Origin of the sequence: Gilliamella sp. wkB292 (assembly GCF_001690235.1) — a bacterium.
Classification (GTDB): domain Bacteria; phylum Pseudomonadota; class Gammaproteobacteria; order Enterobacterales; family Orbaceae; genus Gilliamella; species Gilliamella apicola_F.
On sequence record NZ_LZGO01000065.1, the window covers coordinates 14,594 to 36,990 of the forward strand.

The window sequence follows — 22,397 nt, forward strand, 5'->3', positions numbered from 1 at the left end:
AGAGTTTATGTATTGTCGTAATTCTGTAAGTTTGCATTTAATAAGAGGCGTGTGTGCCTTGATGCTAGTTTTAGCACTTTTTTTATTTCATTTTCCTTTATTTGCTAAGCTTGCTTGTTTGGCTTGTGTTGTATTTTTATTGCGTGGCTGTCCGGCATGTTGGTTTAGCGGATTAATTTATAAATTAAAAAATAACAAGGCGTAACAATATGAGTAATTACCAATCATCTAATGATTTTAAATATGTCACTACTTTATTGAAATATGCACCTAAAGAAACTCAAGCTTTTATTGATTTTGATCATAGAACGATTAAGCGGACTGAAGGGCATATTCCAGTCAAAATAAGAGAACTTATTGCATTAGCTGTTGCACTTACGACACAATGTGCGTATTGCATTGAAGTTCATAGTAAGAACGCTAAGCGCTTAGGTGTAAGCAAAGAAGAGTTAGCAGAGTTAATTTCTATTGCTGCTGAGGTAAGAGCCGGCGCAACAATGGGACATGGCTTTTTAGCTATACGTTTGTTTGATGAAACCACTTCTTAATCCCTTCATTTTTATCTTTTAAGATAAGTTGATACTGTTCTAAATATGTCCTAATTATGTTTAGGACATTCCAGCAATGCATATCTATTTTCCTTATCAATACGGAAAAAGTTGGTTAGTAATTCAAATTTTTTCCTTTTATACTGAATTTAATCTCTCATTTAATACAGGTATTTGATCATGAATAATAAAGGTTTACCAAAGGATTTTTTATGGGGTGGTGCGGTTGCTGCACATCAATTAGAAGGTGCATGGCAAGCCGGAGGAAAAGGTATCAGTGTTGCTGATGTCATGACAGTTGGTTCCCCAAAGAGTTATCGAAAAATTACCGAAGGGATAATAGAAGGTGAGTATTATCCCAATCATGAAGCTATCGATTTTTATCATCATTATAAAGACGATATTAAACTATTTGCTGAAATGGGTTTTAAATGTTTTCGAACTTCGATTGCTTGGACTCGCATTTTTCCGAAAGGGGATGAGCTTGCGCCAAATGAAGAAGGCTTGAAGTTTTATGATGAACTTTTCGATGAATGTTTGAAATATAATATTGAGCCGGTTGTTACCCTTTCTCACTTCGAGTTACCTTATTATTTAGTTACGGAGTATGGTGGTTTTCGTAATCGTAAATTAATTGATTTCTTTGTTCGCTTTGCAGAGGTCTGTTTTGATCGTTACAAAAATAAAGTCAAATATTGGATGACCTTTAATGAGATCAATAATCAAGCCAATTTTGATGAAGACTTTGCACCGTTTACTAATTCTGGTATCTACTATAAAGCTGGCGATGATCGCGAACAAATTATGTATCAAGCAGCACATTATGAATTGGTCGCTAGTGCAAAAGCTGTCCAAATCGGTCATGCTATCAATCCTGATTTTCAAATTGGTTGTATGATTGCCGTTGTGCCAATCTATCCGGAAACCTGTAAACCAGGTGATATCTTAATGGCGCAAAAAGTCATGGAACGTAAGTATTTCTTTACCGATGTTCATGTTCATGGTCAATATCCTAACCATATTATCAAATACTGGCAACGCAAAGGCTTTAAATTAGACGTGACAAGTCAAGATCTCGAAGTGTTAGAAAACGGCACTGTTGATTACATTGGTTTTAGTTATTACATGTCTAATGCGATTAGGAAAAAATCAGATAACTATGAATATAACGAAAAAACCGATTTAATTGGTAATCAATACGTTAAAAAATCTGATTGGGGTTGGCAGATCGATCCGGAAGGTTTGCGCTACACATTAAATTGGCTAACTGATATGTATCATTTACCGCTTTTCATTGTGGAAAATGGATTTGGTGCATATGATAAAGTTGAAGCTGATGGAAGTGTTCATGACAGCTATCGCATTGAATATCTTCGAGAACATATTAAACAAATGAAGTTAGCGGTTGAAGAAGATGGTGTTGATTTGATGGGATATACCCCTTGGGGTTGTATTGATTTAGTGTCCGCTGGAACGGGTGAAATGGAAAAACGTTACGGCTTTATCTATGTTGATAAAGACAATAAAGGTAATGGCACCTTAAAACGAAGTCGAAAAGATTCATTTGCTTGGTATAAAAAAGTCATTGAGTCAAATGGTGAAACCTTATAACGATTCAAATTCATTAGGAGAAGTTATGAAAAAAGCGTTAATTATTTGTGCTGCTGGTATGTCATCATCGTTAATGGCAAAAAAAGTCACGGAATTTTTTGCAAAAGAAGATAAAGCTATTACCGTTGATGCAGTTTCAGCCACTGAAGGCACTAACATGATCAAAAACAGTGACTTTGCACTTTTTTTAATTAGTCCGCAAACCATGATGATGTTTGATAAATTTAAAAAATTAGGTGATGAAGTAGGTAAACCTGTGGTCAGTATCCCTTTTCAAGCCTATATCCCTATCCAATCAGGGATTGAACAATTAGCGAAGTTGATTGAGGATAATATTAACTAAGTTAAATTTGTATATATTGGTTGGCGCTGTATTTGCTATGCCTTAAATAACAGCGCCTTATTACCTTGGTCGGTGAGTTTTTCGCGTAGATAAAATTAACCACGATATTTTGTATAGCGGTTTTAGTTGCCACAGGTAAAAATGATAATGATAAAAAACAAACAACGTGACCTTATTGCTTTAATGGTCTGTTCTAAAAATATATTCAAAAGTAGTGCCTTGCTCGCAAAAGAGTTGTCGTTATCAGATAGAACGGTACGTACTTATCTTCATGATCTCAAATCACTCATTGAAGAAAATGGTGCCATTGTTGTGAGTAAGCAAGGTTATGGATACCAACTACAAGTAAAAGATAGAACAGTATTTAATCAATTTTTAATTAAATATCACTTATTGGATCCCAATCAAGAACAAGTTAATTGTCGAGAACTTTGCCAAAGAAAACATCATATCCTTAATCTTTTATTACTTGAAAGCCAAACAATAGATATTGAAACATTATCAGAACAGTTATTTATTAGTACATCGCAATTATGCAAAGATATGCAAGATATCAAGCTTCAACTTCAACCTTTTGAACTTACTTTAAAAAAAAATCGCAGCTTGTTTTATGTAGATGGTGCAGAAAAAGCAAAGCGACATTTCATTATGAGCTATTTTTTTCATGAAGAAACACTCAATTTTTTACACCGCTTAAGTTATCTCAATAAATTTAGTGATGTAATAAGTTTTGATACTTTAACCATTATTATTTTAGATGAATGTCGTGAAGCAAAAATTAAACTATCAGATGTAATGATGCAAAATATTGTGTTGCATTTGGCGTTGAGTATAAAACGTTTACAATCAGGATTATTTATTCAAAATCTTGATTTGCCAAGTTCAGCTAATCACACCTTAGAATACCAAGTAGCTCAAAAAATTATTAATCGAATTGAAGTAGTAATTGGATTTTCTTTCCCTAAAGAAGAGCAGATGTATTTAACTTTACATTTGATGAGTAAATCCAATGTTATTGAGCAGAATTTAGATAGCCAATTAAGCACAATGTTGAGCAATTTGCTAGTCAAAATTCAACATGAAACAGGTTATCCATTTTTGAACGATGAGCAGTTAAAAAATGGGTTAGTACAGCATCTAAAACCGATGTTAGTACGCTTAGAACAAAATATAAAATTAGAAAATCCCTTACTTAAAGAAATCAAAACCTGTTCGGCGGAACTGTTTGAATTGGTAAAACATTATTTTAGCCAGCTTCCCAATTTAAAAAAGTATTCAATTCAAGATGATGAGTGGGGTTATTTGGCTCTCCATTTTCTAGCATCAATTGAAAAACTTAAAAATGAACAAAAAGCGAAAGTTTTAATTATTTGTGCTACAGGCTTAGGTAGTGCACAACTATTAAAAAATCGAGTTGAACGTGAATTTCAAGAACGAATTAAAATTGTCGACACACGAGGATATTATGAAATTGATCCCGAAATGTTAGATGAGGTCGATTTTATCATCTCTTCCGTCGATCTTTCATCAAAAGTGTTTAAAATTCCCGTTTTTCAGGTCTCAGTATTTTTTACTGAAGACGATGTGCAAAAAATCCGTTGTTATCTTGCTTCAAAAAAACACTTTAATTTTGTTAATCGTACCCCAATCAACAAAGTAATGCCTAATGTTTCAGGTGAATTAACGCATATTGAGCAAGTTATTGATGATTTAAGTGCTGACTATTTTTGTATCTGCCAACATCCTATATCAAAAGATGAATTGTTAGTTCGATTACTGGATCGATTATCGATAAATGAATCCTGCTGTTATACAAATAAAATGCTAAAACAGATAGATAAGCGTTCGTTACTAGGCGATATTTTTTTTAGTGACACCATTGCCGTCCCTCATCCGGCTGAGCCTGTAGGCAAGTTGTCAAAAATAGGCATCGCTCTTATTCCTGAAGGGCTATTTTGGCAGCAAAATCACCCGAAAATACATTTTGTTTTTTTGATTTCACCGTCTATTTATCAAAATCCCAACTTAGCGATGATGACTAAAGCAATTGTCAATTTAATAGATAGCCTTGATATGCAAGCAAAATTACTTAAAACGCAAAATTTTAACCAATTTAGACAACTTTTTATTCAACTTATTGAAAAGGAGCATAGCAATGAATGATGAAATGAGTTCCGATGATATTCAATTGATTGCTTTTAACATTATTTTACATAGTGGTAATGCCAAAACCAAAATTCATGATGCATTTAACGCTATGCGGCAAGCTGATTTTAACTTGGCAAAACAACTCCTTGAACAAGCCAATGATGAGATTCTTCAAGCACACAAATCGCAAACTGGTTTACTGCAAAGTTATGCTAATGGCATCAAAATCAACATGGAAATTATTATGGTGCACGCACAAGATCATTTAATGACAACCATGACTATGCGAGAAATTGCCATTGAAATGGTCCATCTGTACGAGCTTAATCATCAGCTTACCGAAAAATTACGAGGTTGAATCTAATCATGGAAAAACAGTTGAAAATACATCAGAAAGCGAGTTTAACTAACCTTTATTTCAATCGCTTTTTAGCCATTCGTTACAGCACCGCGTTGTTCCTATTTTTAAATCTCTATTGGTTGGTATTTCTACTTGGTTCACTGTCATTTATGGCTATTTTACCTGCTATAATTTTTATTCTAGGCACATTAACCAGTTTTGAACAAATTAAATTATATCGGCAACATCAAAATAGATTACCGTTTGCCAAATTATTTTATCAAACCATTTTTATCAGTTATTGCATGGTAACTATTACTGTTTATAGCTCTCTGTTTCATTTATTTTTTCCATTTTTAAAAGTAGCACCAACAACATTAAGTACCATTTTTGCACTCTTATTAGGGTGTCTTACTATTTCGCTGTTAATGCTCTATAAATTGAAAAAGATTGAGTGTAACAAAGATAAACACTATCAAAGAATTCTAGCTTACCAAGCGATCATTAATTAGATGAGGAAAACAAGATGAATACTGGATTTATGTTTTTACAAAAGTATTTGATGTCGCCTATGGCAAAAATATCACAATTTAAAATTGTACGAGCAGTGATGGCGGCAGGTATGGCATCAATTCCTTTTTGTATCGTAGGATCGATGTTTTTAGTTTTTAATACATTACCGATGACTTTTACTGGTTTAGAAAGTCTATTTGAGAATACGATTTTTCGAATAAGTGATCTTTATATGATTGCTAATACAGCAACCATGGGGATTTTAGCAATCTATTTTAATATTGTTGTTGGCTATGAACTAACTAAAATTGAACAAGAAGAGACGGGTTTAAAAGTTAGTCCACTCAATGGAGCCATGCTTTCCATATTTGCTTTTATTATGACTTTACCTGAGCTTGTTTTGAAAAATGGCTCTGTAGTTTTACTTAATGATACAACAGAATTGGTTTTTAATGGTTTACGCTTAAAACCTTTTATTTTTCGGTTAGGTACTTCGGGTATTTTTATTGCTATTGTCATGGCGATAGTTGCAACTCAACTTTATTTTGTTTGTGTTAGACGCAATTGGGTTGTCAAAATGCCCGAAACTGTTCCATTAGGTGTTTCACGATCGTTCACAGCTTTAATTCCAACATTTGTCATCGCATTTACTGTCATCATTCTTAATGGCATTTTAATTTACTTTGGTACCGATATTTTTGATATTATTGGTGTGCCATTTACTTTTGTGACCAATCTAACCAAAAGTTGGCTTGGTATCATGGTAATTCTATTTTTAATTCATGCACTTTGGGTTGTTGGTATTCATGGTGCTAGTATTATCGGTGCGTTTATAACGCCAATAATGTTAGCCAATATGGCTGAAAATGCTTCTGGTTCACATATTCCTTTTGCTGGTGAATTTAATAATTCATTAGTCATTTTAGGCGGATCTGGCTCAACGCTATTAATGACCTTTTTTATTGCTTTTTTTGCCAAATCTAGTCAATTAAAAATATTAGGTCGAGCTTCGGTTGTGCCTGCCATTTTCAATATTAATGAACCTGTTATCTTTGGTATGCCAATCGTTTATAATCCATATCTTGCCATACCATTCTTATTAGCGCCAATGGCTTGTGGTACGTTGGGTTATTTTGCTATAAATAGTGGTTTTATGAATCCTATTATTGCTTTAGTGCCTTGGCCATCCCCAGCAGGATTAGGCGCTTTTATTGGCACAGGTGGAGATTATAAAGCCGCGATTGTTGCTATACTTTCGGCTATTTTAGCATTATTGATTTATTTACCTTTTGTAAAGTTATACGACAACAAACTTTTTAAAGGAGAACAACAAAAGGCAAATAGTGAAATACAGAACCTATAGTCTGCCTTTGATTCTTATTAGAGCGTTTCAATTTTTATTAAAATGATGACGCTCTTTTCATTTCTCTCTAAAATTCTTATATTTGATATATGCCTCAAATATTTTGGTTCACCTTAATTTGATATTGTTTAATATTTACTCAATTTTTTAAAATTATATGCTATATTGATAATTCCCCTTTATTCAACTGTATTATGATTTAATCATGTTTTGTTGGTACTTTGAGTAAAAGGGAAGGACGAAAATACAATATTGATGAGGAGGTACAAAATGTTAAATTGCAAAGGCCAGTTGATAAAGTATTGCTACCTTATCCTGTTTTTTATGTTTTGTCAGCCCATATATGCGGTTGAAAATGGTAAACAAAAATTTGAATCAGGTGCAATAGCTTCACCTGATTATTATGGTGCGATTGCTGGAGAGGAAATGTTAACCAAAGGTGGTAATGCTGCTGATGCTGCTGTTGCTACCGCATTTGCATTGGCTGTGACTTATCCTGAAGCTGGTAATATTGGTGGTGGTGGTTTTATGACGCTTTGGATGGAAGGAAAGCCCTATTTCATTGATTATCGGGAAACTGCCCCACAAAAAGCCGATAAAGATATGTTCCTTGATGAAAATAAGAATGTTATTACTGACTTAAGTTTGTATTCTCATAAAGCTTCGGGAGTACCGGGAACGGTTGCGGGCATGTGGGCAATCCATCAGCGATTTGGTAAATTAACCTGGAAAGAGGTATTAGCACCCGCAATCCGTTTTGCCAATGATGGATTTACAGTTAATAAACAGTTAGTTGAACGTTATCAAGAAGTTGAAGCATCAGCCCCTACTAATGGTCACTTTAAACAATACTTTGGTTCAATGCAAGAAGGTAAAGTGTTCAAACAACCTGAACTTGGCAAAGTACTTGAAAGTATTGCTGAGCAGGGAAGTGATGGCTTTTATAAAGGGAAAACGGCAAAATTAATTGCACAGCAAATGATACAAAATGATGGCTTAATTAGTGAAAGTGATTTGGCTAATTATCAAGCTAAATGGCGAGATCCGCTCGTTGCAAACTGGCATGATATGCAGATTGTGACAGCGCCTCCGCCAAGTTCAGGTGGTGTTGGCTTAATTCAATTACTTTTAATGAAACAAGATTTAGCGAATGATTTTAAAAATGTTTCCGTTAATTCTCCACAATATATCCATTTATTAGCTGAAATAGAAAAGCGAGTATTTGCCGATCGCGCTGAATATATGGGTGATCCCGATTTTGTTACTGTGCCCGTTGCGAAATTGATTGATGCTAAATATGTGGCAGAAAGAGCTAAACAAGTCAATCCAACAGCAATTTCTATCACTGAACAAGTTAAACCAGGTTTAACTAATGAACCTGAAAAACTGCAAACAACGCATTTTTCAGTGGTAGATAAATGGGGTAATGCGGCTTCTAATACTTATACTCTTAATGGCTGGTTTGGATCAGCGGTTGTGATTGAAGGCACTGGCATTATTTTAAATAATGAAATGGATGATTTTAGCAGTAAGCCAGGTGTTGCCAATCAATTTGGTGTAGTGGGTAAAGATGCTAACGCTATTGAACCTAACAAACGACCCTTATCGTCGATGACTCCAAGTATATTGATTAAAAATAATGATGTGGTTATGGTCATTGGTACGCCTGGTGGTTCAAGAATTTTTACTTCAATTTTCCAAGTGATAACAAACGTATTTGATAATCATATGTCATTGAAAGCCGCTATGGATGCACCACGTTATCATCATCAATTATTACCTAAAAATGTGATTTTTACCGAACCTTATCAAAAGAAAGTCCCTGAGGATTTTAAACATAAACTAGAACACATGGGTTATCGTTTTGAGCAACAGGATTTTAATGGTGATATTCAAGCGATTAAGGTAACTAATAAACAACCAGAGGCTGTTTCAGATAGTCGTGGAAGAGGAACATCCCTCGTCATTAAATAAAATAGTTAATATAATAAATTACTATTTAGTTAAATTTGCTTTGTAATGGTAATCGAGAAAATAAAAAAACCCGTACATAATTGACGGGTTTTTATCATTGTAGAATGATTATTCAGGAATAATATCAACAATAAGTTTAGCAAAAGCTTCACTATGAACTTGGAAGAATACTTCGTGTTCACCAGTAGTACGCAATACACCATTTGGTAAGCGAACTTCGCTTTTTGATACATTAATACCACGAGCTTTAACTGCATCAGCGATATCACGAGTACCAATTGAACCGAACAATCTACCTTCATCACCTGCTTTAGATTGGATAGTAACTTTACCTAGAGCATTGATTTCAGCAACGCGTTGTTCTGCGGCTTTTAATGTTTCAGCAAGTTTAGCTTCTAATTCAGCACGACGTGCTTCAAAGAATTCAATATTCTTTTTAGTTGCAGGTACGGCTTTACCTTGTGGAATCAAAAAGTTACGTGCATAACCTGCTTTAACATTAACTTGATCACCTAAGCTGCCTAAATTAGCAACTTTATCGAGTAGAATAATTTGCATTATATGTTCCTCTGTTGCTAATTACTGATGGTTGTCAGTATATGGTAATAATGCCAAGTAACGAGCGCGTTTGATAGCGCGAGCTAATTGACGTTGATATTTTGCGCTAGTACCAGTGATACGGCTTGGTACAATTTTACCACTTTCTGTGATATAGCTTTTTAATAAAGAAACATCTTTATAATCAATTTCTTTAACGCCTTCTGCAGTAAAACGGCAGAATTTGCGACGACGGAAATAACGTGCCATTTGGCTATTCTCCTAATAGTTTAATTTGGTCAGCATGTAAAACTATTTGACTGGTTTTATCTCGTTTAGTATGTGTGCTGATAAAGCCACTTACTAATACTTTGCTGCCTTTTTTAATACTGTAACTTAACTCTTGTTGTCCGCTGACGATAACTGGCATTGTGCACCATGCTTGTCTTGGAAGTTCTGCTTCGATTTGTTCAGAAACGTGTTCTAAATAAAACTGACAGTGCGAAATCCCACTCGGACTCATTCTTCGTATCGGTGTTTTAGTAACAATACCCGATAACTCTAAACGATTATTCTTCGGAATCATCATCCATGTTTACATCGCTAAAATCTTCTTCAGCGTTACGACGCTCGTCTTTAGCTTTTAACATAGGTGAAGTTTCAGTTACAGCGTGTTTTGTACGCATAATTAAACTGCGAATTACTGCATCATTAAAACGGAAGTTATCTTCAAGTTCATTTACTGCTTCTTGAGTAGCTTCTACATTCATTAACACATAGTGTGCTTTATGCAGTTTTTCGATAGGATAGGCTAATTGGCGACGACCCCAATCTTCTAAACGATGGATTTTTCCACCATCAGTGGTTAATGTACCAGTATAACGTTCAATCATACCAGGTACTTGTTCACTTTGATCTGGGTGAACCATAAATACAATTTCGTAATGACGCATTATCGCTCCCTACGGATTAATCAGCTTTCTGTCGGGGCAACCGCAACCCATTGAAAGCAAGGAACATGAAAAATAGGCGGTTGAAATCGACGGGGCATTATATATCAACACAATATAATTGACAAATAGTTGCATTAGATTTTTTACTTGCAAAGTGAGGATAATTTTAAGTGTCATGGCAAATTTGATATTACGCCTGTAAAATGTAACGATTTGTATACATTTTTCTCTTCAAAATATGCTATGCTTGCAATAATGAAATTATGAAATAATAAATATTGATAAATGAAAAGGAGAAACACGATGGCTGAGGAAACCATTTTTAGTAAAATTATTCGGCATGAAATTCCAGCTGATATTGTTTTTCAAGATGAAAAAGTCACTGCATTTCGAGACATTTCTCCTCAAGCACCTACCCATATTTTGATTATACCTAATAAATTAATTCCAACTATTAACGATATTACCGAACAAGACGAATTAGTATTAGGTCATATGATGACTGTCGCTGCTAAAATAGCAAAACAAGAAGGCATAGATGAAAGTGGTTACCGCTTAATTATGAATTGCAATAAAGACGGCGGTCAAGAAGTGTTTCATATTCATATGCATTTACTTGGTGGTAAAAATTTAGGTCATTTAATAGGTTGATTTTTATATGAAACAGATCAAGCATGTTGTCATTATTGGTACATTAAGTTTTATTTTAGCTGGTTGTCAGCTTTTTAATCAAACTAAACCTATTGAAGTAAAACCGCCGGTTGAAGACACGCAAGTGAATAATACTGATGTGATTGAAACTCCGCCATCAATTGTGAAATCAACTGATTGGAATATTATATTGTCGCCATTTGTGCAAAAAATATTGAAATCCTCATCGTCAATTGATGGCAATAAAGTTTTGTTAATTAGTGATATTCAGAATCGTAGTGGTGATTATTTAGCAAAAAATCAGATCGATGAAACATTGCATAGTTTAATGAATAAACAAAATCTTTTTGTTATTGCTGATAAGCAATCTATCATCCAAGCAAAACAAGCGTTGGGTATTTCTGCTGATGATAAATTGGTTTCCCGTAGTAAAATGATTGGCTTAGCGAAATCTATCAATGCTGGTTATGTGTTATTTACTACGATTAATAAACTGCCTACAGACAACAATGATGCTAATCTTTCTATGGAGTTACTGTCAACGCAAACTGGTGAAATCTTAACTCGCGTAACATCAAAAGATTTCCCTCAACAACAAAATTCGTCATCATCAGTTTCTTCAACCCAAGAGGAAACTAAATAATGGGACCGTTGTTGATTGATGTTGAAGGCATATCATTAAGTGAAGATGATAAAAAACTTCTGCAAAATCCATTAGTTGCTGGAGTGATCTTATTTGGCCGTAATTATCAAGATCCAGCACAATTGAGTGATTTAATTAATCAGATTCGAGCTGTCTCATCAGAGCGTTTATTAATATCTGTTGATCATGAAGGTGGGCGAGTTCAACGTTTTAAACAGGGCTTTACTATTATTCCTCCTGCGCAATCTTTTGCAGCTTTAAATGCATTACCTCAAGCTAAATCCTTGGCATTTGATGCAGGTTGGATGCTTGCTACAGAGCTTATGGCTTTTGATATCGATCTTAGTTATGCACCAGTATTAGATTTAGGTCATGATTGTTTAGCCATTGGAACACGCTCTTTTCATGAAGATGTCAATATCGCTTATCAAATTGCTTCTGCAATGATTGATGGAATGCACAGTGCTGGTATGAAAACAACTGGCAAGCACTTTCCGGGGCATGGTCATGTAATTGCTGATTCACACAAAGAAACACCAATTGATCACCGTGACAAATCATCAATAGAGCATGATATGCAGATTTTTGCCAAACTTATTGCCGATAATAAACTTGATGCAATTATGCCAGCACATGTAATTTATCCAGCTTTTGATGATAAACCAGCCAGTGGTTCTCCTTATTGGCTCAAAACAGTCCTTCGCCAGCAACTGCATTTTAATGGTGTGATTTTTTCTGATGATTTATCGATGGAAGGTGCTTCCATCTTGGGTGACCATGCGCAGCGTGCTCAAGCAGCATTATTGGCCGGCTGTGATTTACTTTTAGCCTGTAATAATCGTCAAGGAACATTGTCTATTTTAGAGCAATTAGAAGCTTTAAATAAAACACAGCCTTTAACTACAAGTAAAGCCAAACTGTTACTGGCTGACACCAAAATTACCGATAAAGATTTGAAGACAAGCTATGATTGGCAACGTCGTCATGAAAATTTAATGAGATTAAACGAGAAGTGGGCAGATTATGCAAGCCGCCATCATTGAAATTAATCATAACCAGCAACTCATTGCATATAATGACAAGGCAATAGAGTTATTTGATTCAACGTCGTTAATATTAAATCAACCATTTGATTATCAGAGTATTTTTAATCTTAAAAATCTAGATGAACTAGAACAACAAGACGACCTAATTATTGTTTTAAATTCTCAGTACTTTTTATTACAAAAAGTCGTGGAATCATCAAAAATCGTCTTTATTGTTCAGTCTATTGAATATTTAAAAAAGCACTTGTCAAAAATTAAAGTTGTTAATCATCATGCTTTTGCTATTTTTGCCACACAAAGTGTTGTAATGCAAAAACTTATTAAACAAGCAAAAGCTTTTTCAATGCAAAGAGAACCGCTTCTCATTTCTGGTGAAACGGGTACTGGAAAGGACCTGCTTGCCAACGCTTGTCACCAGTATAGTGAACGAGGTGATCAAACTTTTCTTGCATTAAACTGTGCGGCGATGCCCGATGAAGTAGTTGAAAGTGAATTGTATGGTCATGCAGCCGGTGCTTATCCTGGCGCAATTGAAAGTAAAAAAGGTTTTTTTGAGCAAGCGAATGGTGGCTCAGTTTTGCTTGATGGCATAGATGAAATGTCATTCCAAATGCAAACCAAATTACTACGTTTTATCAATGATGGTTATTTTCGTCGTGTGGGTGATGATAATGAAGTTTATGTTGATGTCCGTATTATCTGTGCAACAAAAGTAGATTTAGCCGATTTAGTTGAGCAAGGTAAATTTAGAAAAGATTTGTATTACCGGCTCAATGTTCTTTCATTGCACCTACCTTCATTGCAAGAGCGTAAAGAAGATATCGCTCCTTTAACCAAGATTTTTGTCAATGAATTTGCAGACAAGCAAGGAATCAATCCTCCTGAGATTGATAATGAAGTTTTTGATTATTTATCAAATTACTCATGGCCAGGAAATGTTCGGCAACTCAAAAATATCTTATATTCTGCATTGTCACAATTAACGTGCTCTAAATTAACAATAAAAGATATTGAGCTACCAGCGCAAACTTCATCAAAATTGTCTAATTTTGATAATATCGAAAATAAGACACTTGATGAAATGACCAAGCAATTCGAAAAAGAGATTTTATTAAAATTGTATGACCAATATCCAAGCTCAAGAAAATTGGCCAAACGATTAGGTGTATCGCATACTGCGATTGCTAATAAGCTTAGGGATTATGGGATAGGGCGGTAGTTTTGTCTAATAGCAAAAAAATTTTAATAACTGGTGGTGCGGGTTTTATTGGTTCGGCTGTTATTCGCTATATTATTGAACAAACAGTGCATCAAGTTATTAATATTGATAAACTGACTTATGCTGCAAATTTGCAAGCACTTGCAGAGGTATCTGACAATAAACGTTATTTTTTTGAAAAAATTGATATTTGTAATAGACCAGAGCTAGATCGGATTTTTCAACAATATCGTCCTGATGCAGTAATGCATCTTGCAGCTGAAAGTCATGTCGATTGCTCTATCAATCATCCTCATGTATTTATCGAAACAAATATAGTGGGTACTTATACTTTACTTGAAGCATATCGCTGTTATTTTGATACTTTAACTACATCAGCAAAGAATAATTTTTGCTTTCTTCATGTTTCTACCGATGAGGTGTATGGGGAACTGCAAAATTCAAACCATCTTTTCACTGAATCGACTTCTTATGCACCAAACAGCCCGTATTCAGCATCAAAGGCATCGAGCGATCATCTAGTTAGATCTTGGTATAAAACTTATGGCCTACCAACAATTATCACTCATAGCACAAATAATTATGGTCCTTTCCAACACACTGAAAAATTAATTCCATCAGTCATTTCAAATGCACTTGCCGGTAAACCGATCCTTATTTATGGTAATGGACGACAAATACGTGACTGGATATATGTAGAAGATCATGCTAAAGCTTTATATTCAGTTTTAATCAATGGTAAAATAGGCGAAACATATAATATTGGTGCTAATAACGAATCAACCAATATAGTATTAGTTGAAAAACTTTGTAAAATACTTGATGAACTTGCTCCCCAATATAAAAATGGAATAATAAAATATCGAGATTTAATTCAATTTGTATCTGACAGACCGGGACATGATTATCGATATGCTATCGATTCATCCAAAATAAAGAAAGAATTAGGTTGGCAACCTCAAGAGGATTTTGAAAGTGGGTTGAGAAAAACAGTTGAATTTCTCATATATAATTAAAAAGTGAAATTATTAAAACTTACATAAGCGGTGAGAATGTGATAAAGCATGAAGATATTTCTGTAGTAGTACAGGGAGCCATTGATCCTGTTTTAACTAAGCTTAATTTACAACATATACGAAAATTCTTGCCAAGATCCAAAATTATATTATCTACTTGGGAGGGTTCAAATTTAGATGGTTTAGATTTTGACGAGCTCGTATTAAACAAAGATCCTGGCGGGTTTTCACACAATTATTGTGATGGTGTAAAAGTTAATAATGTCAATAGATTGATTGTTTCAAGTTTAAATGGAATCAAGACTGCAACTAGCCGTTATGTATTTAAGATTCGTAGTGATTTTTTACTACAAGGAAATTCTTTTCTAAGATTTTTTGATTTGTTCAAGTTTGTTGAATCGGATTTTGCTTTATTTAAGCATAAAATCCTTGCGTGTAGCTATTTCACTCGGGATCCAAGCAAATCTAATCTAGCTTATCATCCTTCTGATATTGCTTTTTTTGGATTTAAAACTGATTTATTCGATTTATTTAATGTAGATCTCATGACGGAATCAGATGAATTTTTTTTTGAAAAAAATGGTTTCAGAGAACGAAGATATGCACCAGAACAATTTGTTTTTATAAGTTTTTTAGAAAAAAGAAATAGAAAAGTTTTATGTAATAATTCAAAAGTAATTGATAAATATCAAATTGTAGAAACTGAACGTTATTTAGCCTCTAATTTTGTTCTCCTAGATTGGCGGCAATTTAATTTGAAACCCCCTCGCAAATTTTATAATTATCGAAAACTTGACCATTTTACTTGTATAACTCATGTTGAATGGAAACATCTGTATTGTAAATATGTTACGTTAAAACCAAATAGTTTTGTAGGATTTAATTATGAAAGGCTAAGATTAAATTTGATTTTATTCAAATATCGTGTTTTAAAAATAATAGCAAAATTAATAACAATGTTTATTCTTGGTAAAAAAAATAAAAAATTGCGTAAAAAAATTAGAAATAAAATAACAAGAAATTAGCTATTTTTTTTGTTAAAATGGTCGAAAAAAATACAACTTTCAATTTAACCGAAAGGGGAAAATATGTTAAACATAGTTTTACCAATGGCCGGTAAGGGAAGCAGATTTGCTGATGCTGGTTATACTATTCCGAAACCCTTCATTCCAATCCATGACGTACCGATGATAAAAGTTGTTGTAGATAACTTGTCTCCAAAATGCGAACATCGCTTCATTTTTGTCTGCCAACAGCAACACATTGATCAATTTGATTTAATTCCCAAATTGAAATCTTACTCCAAAAATGTCGAAATCATTGGCATTAATGGAATTACTGAAGGGCAAGTCTGTACAGCTCTTCTTGCCAAAAAATATTTTAATAATGATGAACCTTTGATGAATGCTAATGCTGATCAATTCATTGATTTCGATATTAATGAATATTTAGATGCTATTTCAGCAAGGAATCTTGATGGCATGATTATGACAATGAAGTCTCAAGATCCAAAATGGTCTTACGCCAAAACCAATGATGAAGGTCTTGTTATTGAAACAGCAGAGAAAAAAGTCATATCGGGTGATGCTACTGTGGGAATCTTTAATTTTACAAAAGGAAAAGATTTAGTCAGAGCTGCTGAGCAAATGATAAAAGATGATATCAGAGTAAACAATGAATTTTATACCTGTCCGTGTTACAACTATTTAATTAAGGAAGGGAAGAAAATTGGTATCTATGGTATCGGTGAGGAATATAACGGTATGTATGGTTTAGGTATTCCCAAAGATTTAGATTTTTTTATCAATCATCCAATTTCATCTAGGGTAAAAAAATGATTATTCTCTCACATCGAGGGTATTGGAAAAAAGTTGAAGAAAAAAATACTAAGATTGCCTTTGAACGTAGCTTCGACTTGGGTTTTGGTACCGAAACTGACTTAAGAGATCATAATGGTCATATAGTTATTTCACATGATATGCCTACTGGCGGTAAAATGACTTTAGAACAACTATTAATGATAATGGACGGTCGAAATTTACCACTTGCTTTAAATATTAAGGCAGATGGTTTATGTTTAGAAATTAAAAAGTTACTTGAAAAATACAACCACACAAACTATTTTTGTTTTGATATGTCCATACCCGATCTAGTTTGTCAGATAAAGAATAATTTGAAAGTCTTCACTGGATTGAGTGATATTTTGCAAAAACCTGTTATGTTAAATGAGTGTGAAGGCGTTTGGCTTGATTGTTTTAATTCTGATTGGTATGACCACAAAGAAATTGATAATCTTATTTCTCAAGGGAAAAAGGTTTGTATTGTTTCTGCTGATTTGCATAAAAGAGATGTAACTAATCAATGGGCTGCTATTTGTAAAAGCCAATACATTAAAAGTTCTAATTTAATGATTTGTACCGATTATCCAGAAAGAGCAAAGGAGTATTTTAATGAAAATTAAAGCTGTTTTATTTGATATGGATGGGGTTCTAATAGAAGCTAAAGATTGGCACTATGAAGCGCTAAATCAAGCTTTACAATTATTTGGATATGAGATAAATCGTTTTGAACATTTGACAAGTTATGATGGTTTACCTACTTCTATGAAGCTAAAAAAATTGACTTTAGAGAAAGGGTTACCAAAGCAATTACATGGGTTTATCAATGAAATGAAACAGCAATATACGGTTTCAATGATTCAAAATTTATGTCGCCCTCGTTTTAATCATGAATATGCATTATCGAAGTTAAAATCCGAAGGTTACCGCCTTGCAGTAGGTTCCAACTCAATAAGAATGACAATAAAAATGATGATGGATTATGCAAAATTGACTGATTATTTAGAATTTATGTTAAGTAATCAAGATGTAAAAAATGCAAAACCAGATCCTGAAATCTATTTGACTGCAATGTCAAGAATGGGGCTATCTCCGTCGGAATGTTTGATTGTTGAAGATAATGAAAATGGTATTAAAGCAGCAAAAGCATCTGGCGCTCATTTATTAGCTGTAAAAACAGTTGATGAAGTTAATTACGATAATATCAAGAATCGGATTTTAGAAATAGAAAAGGGGATGTAAAATGCAAATTATCTTCTTAATGGGAGGACAAAACTTTGAAAAAAATGGAGAAGATTATCCTCTTTATTTAACAGAAATTAATGAAAAACTGATAATTGAAAAACAGATAGATTATTGTAAAGGATTGAACCCTCGAAAATTTTTGTTTTGTATAAAAGATGAAGATATTAAAAACTTTCAAGTCGATTCAGTTATTAAACAGCTAGTTCCGGATAGTGAAATAATTGTTATTAATGGCCAAACAAAAGGTGCAGTATGTACAGCCTTATTAGGTGTTGAACATATCGATAATGATGAAGAGTTAATTTTATTGGCAGTAGATGATTTTATTGAAGTATCAAGTGAGAATATTTTACAGTTCTTTAGAAGTAATAATACTGATGCTGGCGTTGTTTCTTTCAATTCCGTTCATCCAAGATATTCGTTTGCTAAATTAGATGATGATAACGCTGTTATTGAAGTTTCTGAAAAAAAGCCTATTAGTAAAAATGCTTTAGTTTCATTTTATTATTATAAAAAAGGGTCTGATTTTGTTGAAAGTGCTAAAAATGTTATTCGCAAAGATAATTTAATTAACGGGTCGTTTTATTTGAGCCAAACACTCAATGAAATGATACTCAAGCAAAAGAAAGTATCCCTTTATAAAATTACAAATGAAAAATTCCATCCATTGAAGACAGAGATGCAACTAGCTCAATACTTAACTGAATTAATGGATGTTAAGGAAAGCAAATAATGAAAATTGCAAAGCTTAATGACATGGTAAAAGGCTGGTTTATCGGTAATTTTGAGCCATCACTTTGTAAAACTAATGATGTTGAAGTGGCGGTGAAAACTTATAAAAAAGGTGACAGGGAGGATAAGCATTATCATAAAATTGCAACAGAATATACTGTTATCATATCTGGTCGAGTTAAAATGAATAATACCGAGTACGTGGCTGGTGATATTATTGTCATGGAACCGAATGAAGCGACAGATTTTGAATGTCTTGAAGACGATACCATGAATGTAGTGGTAAAGTTACCTGGTGCTAATAATGATAAGTATTTAAGTAATAATTAATTAGCAATTTATGTTCAATATAAACTCATAAATTATCATAATGAAAAATAAAAAAGTAGCATTTTTATGTCCTACTCATCCCCCTCATTTTGATTTTGCAAAATCAATGATATCTTCATTTTTAGAAAACGATTTGGATAAACAATCTGATTTATGGTTTATTTTTTCAAATAAAAATGATGCAGATAGTTTTGGGAATTATGAATATAAATTAATTTTACCTGATGATTATTTTATTACTGAAAATAACGGAATAATAAACATCAAGAAACTATGGGGTATAAAAAACTTAGCCGAAAAATATGAATACATTATTTCTATTGATTCTGAGTCATGTTTCATAAAAAAAGTCGATGTTTATCAACTATGCCAGAAGTTTTTTCAAAGAAAAACTTTATTGGGTAACAAAGTGTTATCTGAAGGAAAAGAATTAACCAAAAAAATTAAAGAAAGATGTAAGGTTTTTTTCCCTAGCAATTGCCAACATTTTTTAGATTCGGATTTGTATTTATGGTTTAATCAACCTTGTATTTATAAAACGGCTAATTTGGATAAATTTTTCGAAGTAACAAAATGTTACGATAATTTGAAATCGATTGATTGGTTTCAGTTCGACTATTATATTTATATGGATTTTTTAATTTTGTATGAGGGTTTTTCGATAATAGATATGGAACTTGAATCTAGTTATGGTGTATGTGAAGCAAGTAGTGAATTAACAAATATCAATTCTGACAAATACAAGCAATTAAAAATAATGATGTGTAGTTTTCCAAATCTATCTTTGTTTGATAACCCATTATTATTTTTGCTTATACAAATAGATAGATATTAATTAATAGATGTTGGTTGAAAACATAGATAAAAAAATAGGTAATTTCTGATAAAAAGTTAAAATGTTGGAAGGAAAATTTTTCATAAAAAGTGTTTTATTGGCGTGTTTTTTAGTATAGGCAAGATTTCAAAAATATCAGTGAATTGTGTTGATTCAGATTAACTTTAAATGGAAAAATTATGTTAAAAAAAATTGCTTTTGTAGCTCATGAGTTTGGCCTTTTTAGTGGACATGGTGGTATTGCTTCTTATTTATATAATATTTGTAAATATATTTTATTTAATCATAAGGAAGTAAATCTATATGTTTTAGTTAATTGTTACGATGAACATTCTGATTTGTTGAGTTGTGAACAATTAAAGGTTATCAAAATAAATGACTCTAAAGATGTATATAAACATCTTGCTTCCATTAAACCTGATTTTGTAGAAGTGGCAGATTATGCTGCTTTAGCATTGGATTGTCTGTTAGCAAAAAATTTGAAAAAGCAATTTTCTCAAACAGTTTTCGCTGTGCATCATCATACTGCTTCGCGTGAATGCTATGAATGGAATACTTCTTTACCAATAAAATACGCTAACTTTTTTATTAAAGACAGTTTTATGAAAGAAAAACTTCAAATAATGTTAGCTGATGCACAAATTTCACCTTCCAGGTTTATGAGTGATTATGTGAAAAAAAATTACTTTATTCATGATGAAGTAAAAGCGTTTAATCATCTTAATATGGATAAAGTTGATGACAGAGAAATTATGAAAGAGAAGTTATCTCAATCATATGATTTCGAACAATTTACTGATACTTTTAACATTTTTATTATATCAAGAGTTGAGGGGCGTAAGAATCAACGTTTTTTAGTCGAACAATTTATCAAATTCAAAAGAAAAGTGTCTAAAACTAAACTTTTCATCGTTGGTAATTCTAATTATGATGAAATCACAAATGAAGAGTGCCGATACCAAATTTTCAAAGAAATACCACCAGAATTTAGAAACGATATATTGTTTTTTGATTTTGCTAATTCAAAACAGAAAGAGAAATTTATTGCTATAGGTGATCTTTGTGTCTTACCTTCCACATTTGAAAGTTTTTCAATAGCTTTAGGTGAAACAATTCTTAAAGGAGCACCCGGTATGGCTTCAAAATATACTGGTTGTTGTGATTATTTAGGAAAAACGGTAGATGTTGCAGCTTTTGATCCTTTTTCTGATAATGACTTAGCTGAAAAGATAGAAAATTTCTATAATATGTCAAAAGAAGAAAGGATGAAGATTCTATCAATTCAACAAGAGACTTTTACTAAAGTCACGTCTCCTTCAATTACAGTTGATTCTCGTTTGAAATGGATAAATGAAAAGCTAAAATCTCCGAAAAATAGCTTTCATCTTGATTCTTGGCAATTTGTTAATGGTGAAGAAGTTGTTAGTTTCAATAGCAACCATGTTATATTAACGCCAAATAACAAAAAAAATAAATTAATTGCATGTTTCTTAGAAAACTTCACTTTCAATCATAACTTTGATGATAAAGTGATTATGTTTAATGAAAATTACGCATATATAAATGAAATTATTGATGCTGTAGATTATGGTTGCCCAATTATGATCTTAAATGCTCAAAATGTTTTTTCTAAAGGTAGTTTAATATCTTATAAAGAGATCTTAAGCGAGATTAAAAAAAGAAAAGAACAAGTTATAGAAATTGTAATAAATGGATTCGGTAATTTAGAGCCTAATAGGGTTCATCTAAATTATATGCTTATCTTGAATGAGAAACTCGATTTCAAAGGAAATGTAAATGGATAAAATATCTTTATTAATACATGGTCCACACAATGATAACCTATTAGATAAAATTTCATCTTCAATTAAAGAAAGTAGTCATGAGTTTAGTGAAATTGTCATCGTTATGTATGAAGACGACAAGGAACTATACGAAGAGGATATTAGCAAATTATTTAGTTCATACAATGTTAAAAAAGTATTTATTAAAGATTTAGTCAATCCTGGATTTGCTAATATAAATAGGCAACTAAATGCTGTTAAAGCTGGATTAAATGTGATTGATGATGGTAATTTTGTTATTAAATTGAGAAATGATCAGTGCATCAATTTTAATAAACTGTTTAAATGCATAGAAAAATATAATTGGTCTTTTAAGAACAATAAAAAAATAATTACAACTTGCTGTTATACACGTAAAGACAGATTATATCATCCTTCAGATATGTTTCTTGCTGGCATGTCAGAAATATTGAAAGAATATTATTCCTTGCCATTATATGATAAAACTGAGTTAAACGTTATCATGGAAGTGAGAGAGCTTGTTGAAAAAAGCAATAATACTCTAAAATATAATCCTTTTTCTCCGGAAAGTGAGTTATTTAGAAATTTTTTGATTAATCAAAAATGGGAAATTAAAGAAAGCAAAGAAGATAGCTATAAAGCTTTTTGTGAATATATTTACCTTTTAAATTCCTGGGATATTACATTAATTTGGAAGAAAAAAAGAA

At 32.6% G+C, this 22,397-nt stretch carries 27 protein-coding genes; 23 read left to right on the forward strand and 4 right to left on the reverse strand.

The window, feature by feature from the left end:
- The first annotated feature begins 7 nt into the window (after positions 1-7).
- The 9 genes from A9G09_RS08340 (at position 8) to ggt (ending at position 8,840) form a co-directional block, all read left to right on the forward strand.
- Positions 8-205 carry a hypothetical protein gene (locus A9G09_RS08340; RefSeq protein WP_065634392.1) on the forward strand — a complete coding sequence of 66 codons (198 nt, stop codon included), beginning with the start codon at positions 8-10 and terminating at the stop codon, positions 203-205.
- Between the two features lie 4 nt (positions 206-209).
- Positions 210-548 (forward strand): carboxymuconolactone decarboxylase family protein, encoded by a 339-nt coding sequence (locus A9G09_RS08345; RefSeq protein ID WP_065634393.1) that lies wholly within the window; start codon positions 210-212, stop codon positions 546-548.
- Positions 549-728: 180 nt separating this feature from the next.
- The gene (locus A9G09_RS08350) at positions 729-2,159 is read left to right on the forward strand and encodes a 6-phospho-beta-glucosidase (RefSeq protein WP_065634394.1); all 1,431 of its coding nucleotides are present in this window, start codon (positions 729-731) and stop codon (positions 2,157-2,159) included.
- Between the two features lie 25 nt (positions 2,160-2,184).
- Complete coding sequence (locus A9G09_RS08355) at positions 2,185-2,502, forward strand: PTS cellobiose transporter subunit IIB (RefSeq protein WP_065634417.1); 318 nt, start codon at positions 2,185-2,187, stop codon at positions 2,500-2,502.
- Between the two features lie 147 nt (positions 2,503-2,649).
- Positions 2,650-4,665 carry a BglG family transcription antiterminator gene (locus tag A9G09_RS08360; RefSeq protein WP_065634395.1) on the forward strand — a complete coding sequence of 672 codons (2,016 nt, stop codon included), beginning with the start codon at positions 2,650-2,652 and terminating at the stop codon, positions 4,663-4,665.
- 4 nt (positions 4,666-4,669) lie between these two features.
- Positions 4,670-5,008, forward strand: a complete 339-nt coding sequence (locus A9G09_RS08365) for a PTS cellobiose transporter subunit IIA (RefSeq protein ID WP_065634418.1) — start codon at positions 4,670-4,672, stop codon at positions 5,006-5,008.
- An 8-nt stretch (positions 5,009-5,016) separates the two neighbouring features.
- Positions 5,017-5,502, forward strand: coding sequence for a hypothetical protein (locus tag A9G09_RS08370; RefSeq protein WP_081297523.1), 486 nt, complete (start codon positions 5,017-5,019; stop codon positions 5,500-5,502).
- A 14-nt stretch (positions 5,503-5,516) separates the two neighbouring features.
- Entirely contained in the window at positions 5,517-6,866 is a 1,350-nt protein-coding gene (gene celB / locus A9G09_RS08375) for a PTS cellobiose transporter subunit IIC (RefSeq protein WP_065634397.1), read from the forward strand.
- A gap of 324 nt (positions 6,867-7,190) precedes the next feature.
- Positions 7,191-8,840 (forward strand): gamma-glutamyltransferase, encoded by a 1,650-nt coding sequence (ggt, locus tag A9G09_RS08380; RefSeq protein ID WP_369126355.1) that lies wholly within the window; start codon positions 7,191-7,193, stop codon positions 8,838-8,840.
- A 108-nt stretch (positions 8,841-8,948) separates the two neighbouring features.
- On the opposite strand, the gene rplI is transcribed toward ggt, so the two are convergent.
- From rplI to rpsF, 4 genes are read right to left on the reverse strand one after another with little or no spacing between them, the layout of a single operon-like run.
- Positions 8,949-9,398, reverse strand: a complete 450-nt coding sequence (gene rplI / locus A9G09_RS08385; protein ID WP_065634399.1) for a 50S ribosomal protein L9 — start codon at positions 9,396-9,398, stop codon at positions 8,949-8,951.
- A 21-nt stretch (positions 9,399-9,419) separates the two neighbouring features.
- Positions 9,420-9,647 (reverse strand): 30S ribosomal protein S18, encoded by a 228-nt coding sequence (rpsR, locus tag A9G09_RS08390; protein WP_025314965.1) that lies wholly within the window; start codon positions 9,645-9,647, stop codon positions 9,420-9,422.
- A 4-nt stretch (positions 9,648-9,651) separates the two neighbouring features.
- Entirely contained in the window at positions 9,652-9,960 is a 309-nt protein-coding gene (gene priB, locus A9G09_RS08395; RefSeq protein ID WP_369126356.1) for a primosomal replication protein N, read from the reverse strand.
- Positions 9,947-10,330, reverse strand: coding sequence for a 30S ribosomal protein S6 (gene rpsF / locus A9G09_RS08400; protein ID WP_065634401.1), 384 nt, complete (start codon positions 10,328-10,330; stop codon positions 9,947-9,949). The genes priB and rpsF overlap by 14 nt, the downstream gene beginning before the upstream one ends.
- Before the next feature lie 303 nt (positions 10,331-10,633).
- Between rpsF and hinT the strand changes: the two genes are divergently transcribed.
- The 14 genes from hinT to A9G09_RS08470 form a co-directional block, all read left to right on the forward strand.
- On the forward strand, positions 10,634-10,981 hold the full coding sequence (gene hinT, locus A9G09_RS08405; protein WP_065634402.1) for a purine nucleoside phosphoramidase: 348 nt from the start codon (positions 10,634-10,636) through the stop codon (positions 10,979-10,981).
- Positions 10,982-10,988: 7 nt separating this feature from the next.
- Positions 10,989-11,624, forward strand: a complete 636-nt coding sequence (locus A9G09_RS08410; RefSeq protein ID WP_065634403.1) for a penicillin-binding protein activator LpoB — start codon at positions 10,989-10,991, stop codon at positions 11,622-11,624.
- Complete coding sequence (gene nagZ / locus A9G09_RS08415) at positions 11,624-12,667, forward strand: beta-N-acetylhexosaminidase (RefSeq protein ID WP_065634404.1); 1,044 nt, start codon at positions 11,624-11,626, stop codon at positions 12,665-12,667. The genes A9G09_RS08410 and nagZ overlap by 1 nt, the downstream gene beginning before the upstream one ends.
- Positions 12,648-13,889, forward strand: a complete 1,242-nt coding sequence (locus A9G09_RS08420) for a sigma 54-interacting transcriptional regulator (protein ID WP_065634405.1) — start codon at positions 12,648-12,650, stop codon at positions 13,887-13,889. Before nagZ ends, A9G09_RS08420 begins: the two co-directional genes overlap by 20 nt.
- 2 nt (positions 13,890-13,891) lie before the next feature.
- On the forward strand, positions 13,892-14,905 hold the full coding sequence (gene rfbB / locus A9G09_RS08425; RefSeq protein WP_065634406.1) for a dTDP-glucose 4,6-dehydratase: 1,014 nt from the start codon (positions 13,892-13,894) through the stop codon (positions 14,903-14,905).
- A 38-nt stretch (positions 14,906-14,943) separates the two neighbouring features.
- Positions 14,944-15,930 (forward strand): WavE lipopolysaccharide synthesis family protein, encoded by a 987-nt coding sequence (locus A9G09_RS08430; protein ID WP_065634407.1) that lies wholly within the window; start codon positions 14,944-14,946, stop codon positions 15,928-15,930.
- Positions 15,931-15,993: 63 nt separating this feature from the next.
- The gene (locus tag A9G09_RS08435; protein ID WP_065634408.1) at positions 15,994-16,743 is read left to right on the forward strand and encodes a glycosyltransferase family 2 protein; all 750 of its coding nucleotides are present in this window, start codon (positions 15,994-15,996) and stop codon (positions 16,741-16,743) included.
- On the forward strand, positions 16,740-17,366 hold the full coding sequence (locus A9G09_RS08440; protein WP_065634409.1) for a phosphodiesterase: 627 nt from the start codon (positions 16,740-16,742) through the stop codon (positions 17,364-17,366). The genes A9G09_RS08435 and A9G09_RS08440 overlap by 4 nt, the downstream gene beginning before the upstream one ends.
- The gene (locus A9G09_RS08445) at positions 17,356-17,985 is read left to right on the forward strand and encodes an HAD family phosphatase (protein WP_065634410.1); all 630 of its coding nucleotides are present in this window, start codon (positions 17,356-17,358) and stop codon (positions 17,983-17,985) included. Before A9G09_RS08440 ends, A9G09_RS08445 begins: the two co-directional genes overlap by 11 nt.
- Position 17,986: 1 nt before the next feature.
- Positions 17,987-18,721 (forward strand): glycosyltransferase family 2 protein, encoded by a 735-nt coding sequence (locus A9G09_RS08450; protein ID WP_065634411.1) that lies wholly within the window; start codon positions 17,987-17,989, stop codon positions 18,719-18,721.
- On the forward strand, positions 18,721-19,050 hold the full coding sequence (locus A9G09_RS08455) for a cupin domain-containing protein (RefSeq protein WP_065634412.1): 330 nt from the start codon (positions 18,721-18,723) through the stop codon (positions 19,048-19,050). Before A9G09_RS08450 ends, A9G09_RS08455 begins: the two co-directional genes overlap by 1 nt.
- Before the next feature lie 40 nt (positions 19,051-19,090).
- Positions 19,091-19,885: a hypothetical protein gene (locus tag A9G09_RS08460; RefSeq protein WP_065634413.1), complete on the forward strand. Its 795-nt coding sequence runs from the start codon at positions 19,091-19,093 to the stop codon at positions 19,883-19,885.
- A 179-nt stretch (positions 19,886-20,064) separates the two neighbouring features.
- Positions 20,065-21,690 carry a glycosyltransferase family 4 protein gene (locus tag A9G09_RS08465; RefSeq protein ID WP_065634414.1) on the forward strand — a complete coding sequence of 542 codons (1,626 nt, stop codon included), beginning with the start codon at positions 20,065-20,067 and terminating at the stop codon, positions 21,688-21,690.
- Positions 21,683-22,397: WavE lipopolysaccharide synthesis family protein (locus A9G09_RS08470; protein WP_141671556.1), on the forward strand; the 715-nt coding region annotated here is incomplete at its 3' end. The genes A9G09_RS08465 and A9G09_RS08470, both read left to right, overlap by 8 nt.

What these genes read in the sequence shown, in the direction of transcription:
- A9G09_RS08340 (WP_065634392.1), top strand. Translation starts at nt 8, where the DNA reads ATGTATTGTCGTAATTCTGTAAGTTTGCATTTAATAAGAGGCGTGTGT.
- A9G09_RS08345 (WP_065634393.1), top strand. Translation starts at nt 210, where the DNA reads ATGAGTAATTACCAATCATCTAATGATTTTAAATATGTCACTACTTTA.
- A9G09_RS08350 (WP_065634394.1), top strand. Translation starts at nt 729, where the DNA reads ATGAATAATAAAGGTTTACCAAAGGATTTTTTATGGGGTGGTGCGGTT.
- A9G09_RS08355 (WP_065634417.1), top strand. Translation starts at nt 2,185, where the DNA reads ATGAAAAAAGCGTTAATTATTTGTGCTGCTGGTATGTCATCATCGTTA.
- A9G09_RS08360 (WP_065634395.1), top strand. Translation starts at nt 2,650, where the DNA reads ATGATAAAAAACAAACAACGTGACCTTATTGCTTTAATGGTCTGTTCT.
- A9G09_RS08365 (WP_065634418.1), top strand. Translation starts at nt 4,670, where the DNA reads ATGAGTTCCGATGATATTCAATTGATTGCTTTTAACATTATTTTACAT.
- A9G09_RS08370 (WP_081297523.1), top strand. Translation starts at nt 5,017, where the DNA reads ATGGAAAAACAGTTGAAAATACATCAGAAAGCGAGTTTAACTAACCTT.
- celB (WP_065634397.1), top strand. Translation starts at nt 5,517, where the DNA reads ATGAATACTGGATTTATGTTTTTACAAAAGTATTTGATGTCGCCTATG.
- ggt (WP_369126355.1), top strand. Translation starts at nt 7,191, where the DNA reads ATGTTTTGTCAGCCCATATATGCGGTTGAAAATGGTAAACAAAAATTT.
- rplI (WP_065634399.1), bottom strand. Translation starts at nt 9,398, where the DNA reads ATGCAAATTATTCTACTCGATAAAGTTGCTAATTTAGGCAGCTTAGGT.
- rpsR (WP_025314965.1), bottom strand. Translation starts at nt 9,647, where the DNA reads ATGGCACGTTATTTCCGTCGTCGCAAATTCTGCCGTTTTACTGCAGAA.
- rpsF (WP_065634401.1), bottom strand. Translation starts at nt 10,330, where the DNA reads ATGCGTCATTACGAAATTGTATTTATGGTTCACCCAGATCAAAGTGAA.
- hinT (WP_065634402.1), top strand. Translation starts at nt 10,634, where the DNA reads ATGGCTGAGGAAACCATTTTTAGTAAAATTATTCGGCATGAAATTCCA.
- A9G09_RS08410 (WP_065634403.1), top strand. Translation starts at nt 10,989, where the DNA reads ATGAAACAGATCAAGCATGTTGTCATTATTGGTACATTAAGTTTTATT.
- nagZ (WP_065634404.1), top strand. Translation starts at nt 11,624, where the DNA reads ATGGGACCGTTGTTGATTGATGTTGAAGGCATATCATTAAGTGAAGAT.
- A9G09_RS08420 (WP_065634405.1), top strand. Translation starts at nt 12,648, where the DNA reads ATGCAAGCCGCCATCATTGAAATTAATCATAACCAGCAACTCATTGCA.
- A9G09_RS08435 (WP_065634408.1), top strand. Translation starts at nt 15,994, where the DNA reads ATGTTAAACATAGTTTTACCAATGGCCGGTAAGGGAAGCAGATTTGCT.
- A9G09_RS08440 (WP_065634409.1), top strand. Translation starts at nt 16,740, where the DNA reads ATGATTATTCTCTCACATCGAGGGTATTGGAAAAAAGTTGAAGAAAAA.
- A9G09_RS08445 (WP_065634410.1), top strand. Translation starts at nt 17,356, where the DNA reads ATGAAAATTAAAGCTGTTTTATTTGATATGGATGGGGTTCTAATAGAA.
- A9G09_RS08450 (WP_065634411.1), top strand. Translation starts at nt 17,987, where the DNA reads ATGCAAATTATCTTCTTAATGGGAGGACAAAACTTTGAAAAAAATGGA.
- A9G09_RS08455 (WP_065634412.1), top strand. Translation starts at nt 18,721, where the DNA reads ATGAAAATTGCAAAGCTTAATGACATGGTAAAAGGCTGGTTTATCGGT.
- A9G09_RS08460 (WP_065634413.1), top strand. Translation starts at nt 19,091, where the DNA reads ATGAAAAATAAAAAAGTAGCATTTTTATGTCCTACTCATCCCCCTCAT.
- A9G09_RS08465 (WP_065634414.1), top strand. Translation starts at nt 20,065, where the DNA reads ATGTTAAAAAAAATTGCTTTTGTAGCTCATGAGTTTGGCCTTTTTAGT.